This window comes from Pedobacter sandarakinus (genome assembly GCF_026240095.1).
GTDB classification, from domain to species: domain Bacteria; phylum Bacteroidota; class Bacteroidia; order Sphingobacteriales; family Sphingobacteriaceae; genus Pedobacter; species Pedobacter sandarakinus.
Genome location: NZ_JAPIVG010000011.1, coordinates 1 through 6,878, shown reverse-complemented (window position 1 = coordinate 6,878; position 6,878 = coordinate 1). Strand labels below are relative to the sequence as shown.

Here is a 6,878-nt window from a genome sequence, read left to right as displayed (position 1 = left end):
CGCAACCACAGATAAAGATAAAGTTGGCGTGGTTCAGGCCGATGGTTCTGTGATTTATCAAACACTTTCATCAGCCAATATTTCTGCTAAAGATTTGACTGCAGAAGATGCTTCAATCGCAGTTACCGATGGAACAGGTGCAACCTTGGCAAACGCTAAAGTTAAGGTTGCTGATGGTGGAATCTCTACCCAGAAATTAGCCGATGCTGCGGTCACCAATGCAAAAGTTGGCGCAGATGCGATCACAACGGATAAAATTAAGGATGGCGAAGTTAAAACTTCAGACCTTGCAGATAAAAATGTAACTGCCGAGAAATTATATGCTGGAGCAGGTGTTGCGGGTCGTTTGGCGATAGCCGATGCAACTGGTAACGTAACTTACAGCAATGCAATTCCAAGTGGATCAGTAACTGGAGAAAATGTAACTGCTGCAAGCAACAAGGTTGTTTTGGCTGGTACACCAGCCGGTGCTGCGCTAAAAGCCTTCTCAATAGATGTTAATGAAGCTAACTTAACACTCTCCAACCTCGGTGGAAAAGTTACAAATGGTCAAATTACTACAGGTACGGCAAACCAGATATTAGTTACCAATGCAGCAGGTACCAGTACACAATGGATAGATAAATCTGCCGCTACATCAGTTAGCAATTCATCAGCAAATAACAGCCTAAGTACAACGGTGAATGGTACGCTTGGTGCAACGGTGAATATTATCAACAGTAATGTAATTGGCTTAGATGCGACAAATAAATTATTAACAAGTACTATAAACGGAGTTGTAAGCAACGCTTTGGATATTTCATCAGCGGTAGCTGCAAACCAAAAAACAACAACATTATCAAATGGAGATAACACAACGGTTACTTCCACCATCGTTGGTAACGTAACAGATTTTAAAGTTGGCGTAAATAATGCTTCGGCAACTACAACTGGTGCTGTAAAACCAGGAGCTGGATTAACTGTGGATGGAACAGGAACACTTGCTGTCGATGCATCAGCCATCACAACAGGAAGGGCCCTGACCTCAACTGATCTAAGTGTATCTGCAAATGGCGCTACATCAGTATTAAAAGATGTAACAATAGATATTAAAAATGGAGCAGTTACAAGTGATAAAATTCTAGATGCAACCATTTTAGGAAACGATATTGCAAATAAGACTGTTGGTGCTATAAATCTAGCTTCTGGAGCCGCAACTGCTGGTCAATTGGCAACTGCTGATGGAACTGGCGGCGTTACTTACGCTACCTTGAATGTTAATTCATTAGGGGATAAAAAAACACTAGCCACAGATGGTATAATCAAGGTTAACAGTTCGAATAGTCTGGCAAATGCACTCTTGGCTGATGCAACATTAAGTATTTCTGATGAATCGATTACATCAGGAAAAATTAAAGACGGGGAAGTGAAAAACGCTGACCTTGCAGATAAAAGTGTTTCAGCCATAAAATTAGATGCTGGTGCTGGCCTTGCAGGTCGTGTTGGTGTAGCTGATGCAGCAGGTTTGATAAATTATCAAACGCTATCTGAAACCAATTTGACGAGCACGAAGAGTATTACTGGTACAGGAATAGGGGTAACTGGGGGTTCAGGATCGACATTAAAAGACGTAACGTTAGCTATTAATGATGATGCAATTACTTCCATTAAAATCAAAGATGGGGAAGTTAAAACTGCGGATCTTGCAGATAAAAATATAACTGCCTCAAAGTTAGATGCTGGAGCAGGTGTTGCGGGTCGTTTGGCGATAGCCGATGCAACCGGTAACGTAACTTATAGCAATGCAATTCCAAGTGGATCAGTAACTGGAGAAAATGTAACTGCTGCAAGCAACAAGGTTGTTTTGGCTGGTACACCAGCCGGTGCTGCGCTAAAATCCTTTTCAGTAGATGTTAATGAAGCTAATCTAACACTCTCCAACCTCGGTGGAAAAGTTACAAATGGCCAAATCACTACAGGTACGGCAAACCAGATTTTAGTTACCAATGCAGCAGGTACCAGTACACAATGGATAGATAAATCTGCCGCTACATCAGTTAGCAATTCATCAGCAAATAACAGTCTAAGTACAACTGTAAATGGTACGCTTGGTGCAACGGTGAATATTATCAACAGTAATGTAGTTGGCTTAGATGCAACAAATAAATTGTTAACAAGTACTATAAACGGAGTTGTAAGTAACGCTTTGGATATTTCATCTGCGGTAGCTGCAAACCAAAAAACAACAACATTATCAAATGGAAATAACACAACGGTAACTTCCAGCATCTTGGGTAATGTAACAGATTTTAAAGTTGGTGTTGCAACAGCTAGCGGTAGCAATGCGGGTGTAGTTAAACAAGCCGCTACTAACCCGGTCGTAACTATTAATGCCACAGGTGAACTAGGAGTTAACGCAAATAACGGCTTAGCTGTAGCAAACGCTAATGTACAATTGGGCGGTTCATTGGTTCAGCCAACTGCAGTTGCAACCAATGTCACAAATACCCTTGCCATTACCGGATTACAAGCTGGTGCAACAAATGATAAAATTATTGTTGCCGATCCTACTACAGGAGTACTTAAACAAGTAAATGCCACTATGCCCAAGTGGTTCTACATGCCTTCTATTGTGCTGGATGTTTCATCTATTGGCAACGGCAGAACTGTAAACTTATATGCGCTCTACACGGCACAATTTAGTAACATACCCGGCGCTATGAATAGTACAGGAGCTACCAGGAGTATTCCGTTTTTACCTACTGCTGATGCCCTTGAATACTATGTAACTTACGTCGATTCTGCTGTTATTACCGTAACGTCAGTTAGCGCTACCGGTATAATGACTTACAATGTCATCGGTAAGGCAAAAACAACCTCATTTGCAAATATTGTTTTCGTGGTTAAGTAATTGAAAATGATAACAGTGTCTTACCTCAAAACAATGCCGGGTTTGTGCTTTTAAATTAGGATACATGAAATTTAATGTTAAGATAAAATATATTGGCCGCTTGAAGATTTTTATCTTCTTTTTGCTACTGGGATTAAGTTTCCGGGCATTTCCTCAGTCGCTAATTAAAAAAGCATTTGCCCCACGCACCTCACAACAATCGCCAGGTTCTTTTCAGGGCAAAGCAATTTATAACCTCCAGGGCGATTTTAATATGATTGGAAATGCCAATGCCCGTAGCCTTACTGGTCCGGATAATGGATACAACATGTCCTTCAATAAGCTACTGGGCGATGCGACCAATACAAGTATCAAAAATTCTTCTTCTGCCGATTTTGTACTCCCGGCAAATACCGATTTGGCATGCACGAAAATTGTTTTTGCTGGATTGTATTGGACAGGTAGGGGAGATGATAATTCGACCGATGTGTTAAGTAAAACTGGAAATGCAGGAAATGGCATGAACAAGAAGACCGTCAAATTCAAAGTCCCGGGTGCTACCGATTATATCGATTTGACTGCAACAGATATTTTTTATGGCGGATCTGATGTATCTGGAATGTACACAGGTTTTTATGATGTAACTAATCTGGTAAGCGCTGCCAAAACTGGAACCTATGCGGTGGCAAATATTGCTACTTTCGAAGGATCGGATGATTTAACAAATCCCAGAATTGGCTATTATGCAGGGTGGGGATTGGTAATTGTTTATGAAAATGCTACAATGCCCTGGCGTAATATTACTGTGTTTGATGGTTTTGGTTATGTAAAAGGTTCGGCTAATGCTTCCAATTATGGAACGTTGGATGTTTCGGGTTTCCAGGCTGTTCAAAATGGAAATGTGAACATCAAAATGGGATTTATGGCAGGGGAGGGCGATAGATCTGTCACTGGTGATTATTTTAGAATTCAAAATCGGCTGTCGAATACTTATACTTCACTTTATCATGGGGCAAACACCAGCAATAATTTTTTTAATTCATCCATCTTCACTGGAGGAAACCCCAGGGTGCCCAACAATTTAGATAATGATGGAATTGATATTGCAATGTTCAACCTGGATAATAGTGGAAATGCGTTAATAGATAATAACCAAAGTACCACTACTTTCAGATATGGTTCTAGTGGCGATTATTATAATATCTTCAACATCACTTTTGCCGTTGATGCCTATATCCCCGACGTACAGGTTTTTAATGCAAATATTTCAAGCATTCCCAACGGAAGTTCGCTTAATCAAAACCAGGAAGTAGAATTCATCTCAACAATTTATAACAAAGGGACCGAAGGCATTTCGAACGGCATAGTAGAGATTCCAATTCCCTTTAACATGCACTATGTAAGCGCATTAGTTGACGTTGGGCCCGGAACAGTAACCTGGACCCACCCATCTGGCGCTACAGATCCAGCTATCACACCCGGAGGAACACTGCGTTGGAATGTAGGTGATTTAGTTAAACCAACTGACCCAAATACTGTTCTAGCCAGATTAAAGTATCGGTTGAGGGTTACAAACGATTGTACGCTCTTAAAAACTGGGGGTGCCTGTTCGCTGATTATTAATGTCGATGGAACCTTCTCCGGTTCCGGTACCACATCTGGTATACCAATTAGCAACGGTTTCGTAATTGGTTATAATTCCGACTGTGGCAATACCCCAATAAGAGATCCATTTAATGCTCGGATTGTTCCTTCTCAAGCCTTTTTAGATAATTGTCCTAATGATATCGTATCCGGATCCAAACAATTCTCTGCATTCTGTTCCATTAGCGGGAATGTGTTTCCTCGGGCCAGCATAACAGCTAATTATCCTGCCGGAACAAAATTTTATACCCAAATACCTGGTACGCCTGGTTTTACTGCAACAGAAGTATTGGGCAATTTTGCCGTAAACCAAGACGGTACTGCGAGAAAGTATTATGCGGTTGTTGTTGGCATGGTTACCGGATGTTATCTCAACCTTGAAACGATTTTGAAATTAGTAGTTACCCAGCCTACGGTGTCTAATATCCAATATTGTATAGGAAGTCCATCATCCCTAGCAATACAATTGTCTCCAACAGGGGTAGCAAATGGCTATCAGTTGTTTTATTTCGATAATGGCGCAACATCTCCAAGAAATACCCCTCCATCACCTACAGCTGCAGGCAGTTATACTTATCAGGTTGCAGAAGGTGCTACAGTGAATGGCATTACTTGTATGGGTCCTAAAGTAAGCTTCAATATCCAGATCAATGCGTTGCCAGCAATTACAAAAAACTTATCAAACATATCTGTTTGTGCTGATGCCATTAGTACTATTGCCATAGAGAGCGATGCAACGCAATACAGTTGGGAATATGCTACTACTGCAAATACTACATGGCAACCGCTCGTAGCCTCAGCGTTTCAGAATCAATTGTTACCCAATGGAAAAAGTTTAACGATAGATAATCCTTCCATAGATTTAGACCAAATGAAGCTACGGGTAAAATTGACTACTGCAAGTGGCTGTATAACCTATACCAATGAGGCAGTTTTAGAGGTGAAATTATGCAACATCATCACCAACCCGATGTTACCTGGAAAAATTATAAAAAACTAGTTATGAGTAGGAAAATATCACATCTCTTATTGATTATTTTTCTGGCGATAACTGGGCAAAAGTTATTTGCACAAACAGGTGCCGGAAGTATGACAGTTGATGATTCGAGCGTAGAAATTGGTGCTACATCCACAGAAACGAGGTACACCGAAGGATGTTATTTTGGTCCAAATGCAAAATGGGTAATCAATGGTACGTTAGAAATTTACAGTAAAAACATTTGGATTGCACCTGGAGCAAGCTTCAGCGGAACAGGTAAAATTATCATTTATAACCCTGGAGACAATCCATATTATTTGAATATGCCAGCGGGCCCAACTCAAATTGATGGCAACAATAGCAATTTTATCAATTTAGTTATCGAACACCGCAACAACAATAATATGATGCTAAGCGATATTAAAGATCCGGGCTATAATACGGCAAATCCATCAGGCATTTTAGCCGCTACCTTAAACATTGGTGGCACTTTAAACTTAGCTGTAAACAATGCAAATATAATTTTGAACGGCAATAATTTAGCATTCAATGCACAGGGAAAAATAACCAATTATGGTAAAGACAGAATGGTAGTTACTGGCAACAGCATTGTTGGGCATATGGTTAAAGAGTTTGCTGATAAAACAGCATTTGTTTTTCCGGTAGGAATTGCTGAAGGCGATTATACGCCTGCCACACTTACGCCAGATTTGCCGGGTAAGTTTTATGTAAGTGTAGAAAATTACGCAGCCGCTAATTTGCCCGGTATTACAACAACAGTCGGGATAGATAGAATGTGGAATATTTATGCATCTGCCCCAGTTAAAACTACCATTGCCCTTCAGCACAATGTGAGCACTGATGGTTCCCAATTCATAGATGCCTCAGCAACAATGGCAAAATACCTTGGAAATTCCGACTGGGATTTACTTCCGGTAATAAACCCATGGGCGGGCAATCACATCAGGTCGAATATCCTAGCCGCAACTGATATGGGCGCTAACGGAGCGTTTTTTACCAAGCATTCTGCTACCAATAGCAGTCTTTTTGTACCTAATCTATTTACGCCTAATGGCGATGGGATTAATGATGTTTTTGAAATTAGGGGCTTAAACCTATTCGTACAAAATGATTTGGTTATCGTAAATCGATGGGGTAATGAAGTATTTAAATCTGCCAATTATCAAAACAACTGGAATGGTGAAGGACTGAATGAGGGAACCTATTATTATTTGCTTCGGGTTAAGGAAAATGAAACATCACCATGGCAGATATTTAAAGGTTACATTACACTTATCAGAGCCTTCAAAAACTAGGAATTATATGAAGAGCGTTATAATTTTGATGATTTCTTTGGTGATGCTATTGGCGCAACGCAGTTTAGCA

General features: G+C 40.4%; 3 protein-coding genes. All 3 read left to right on the top strand.

Annotated features, from left to right (window positions below):
* On the top strand, positions 1-2,890 hold a 2,890-nt coding region (locus tag OQ268_RS17640), incomplete at its 5' end, for a beta strand repeat-containing protein (RefSeq protein ID WP_265858131.1).
* A 64-nt stretch (positions 2,891-2,954) separates the two neighbouring features.
* Positions 2,955-5,513 (top strand): hypothetical protein, encoded by a 2,559-nt coding sequence (locus OQ268_RS17635; RefSeq protein ID WP_265858129.1) that lies wholly within the window; start codon positions 2,955-2,957, stop codon positions 5,511-5,513.
* Positions 5,514-5,515: 2 nt separating this feature from the next.
* Positions 5,516-6,808, top strand: a complete 1,293-nt coding sequence (locus OQ268_RS17630; protein ID WP_265858128.1) for a gliding motility-associated C-terminal domain-containing protein — start codon at positions 5,516-5,518, stop codon at positions 6,806-6,808.
* Positions 6,809-6,878 lie beyond the last annotated feature (70 nt).

Excerpts from the sequence above, each read along its gene's own strand:
- OQ268_RS17635 (WP_265858129.1), top strand. The coding sequence starts at position 2,955 with ATGAAATTTAATGTTAAGATAAAATATATTGGCCGCTTGAAGATTTTT.
- OQ268_RS17630 (WP_265858128.1), top strand. The coding sequence starts at position 5,516 with ATGAGTAGGAAAATATCACATCTCTTATTGATTATTTTTCTGGCGATA.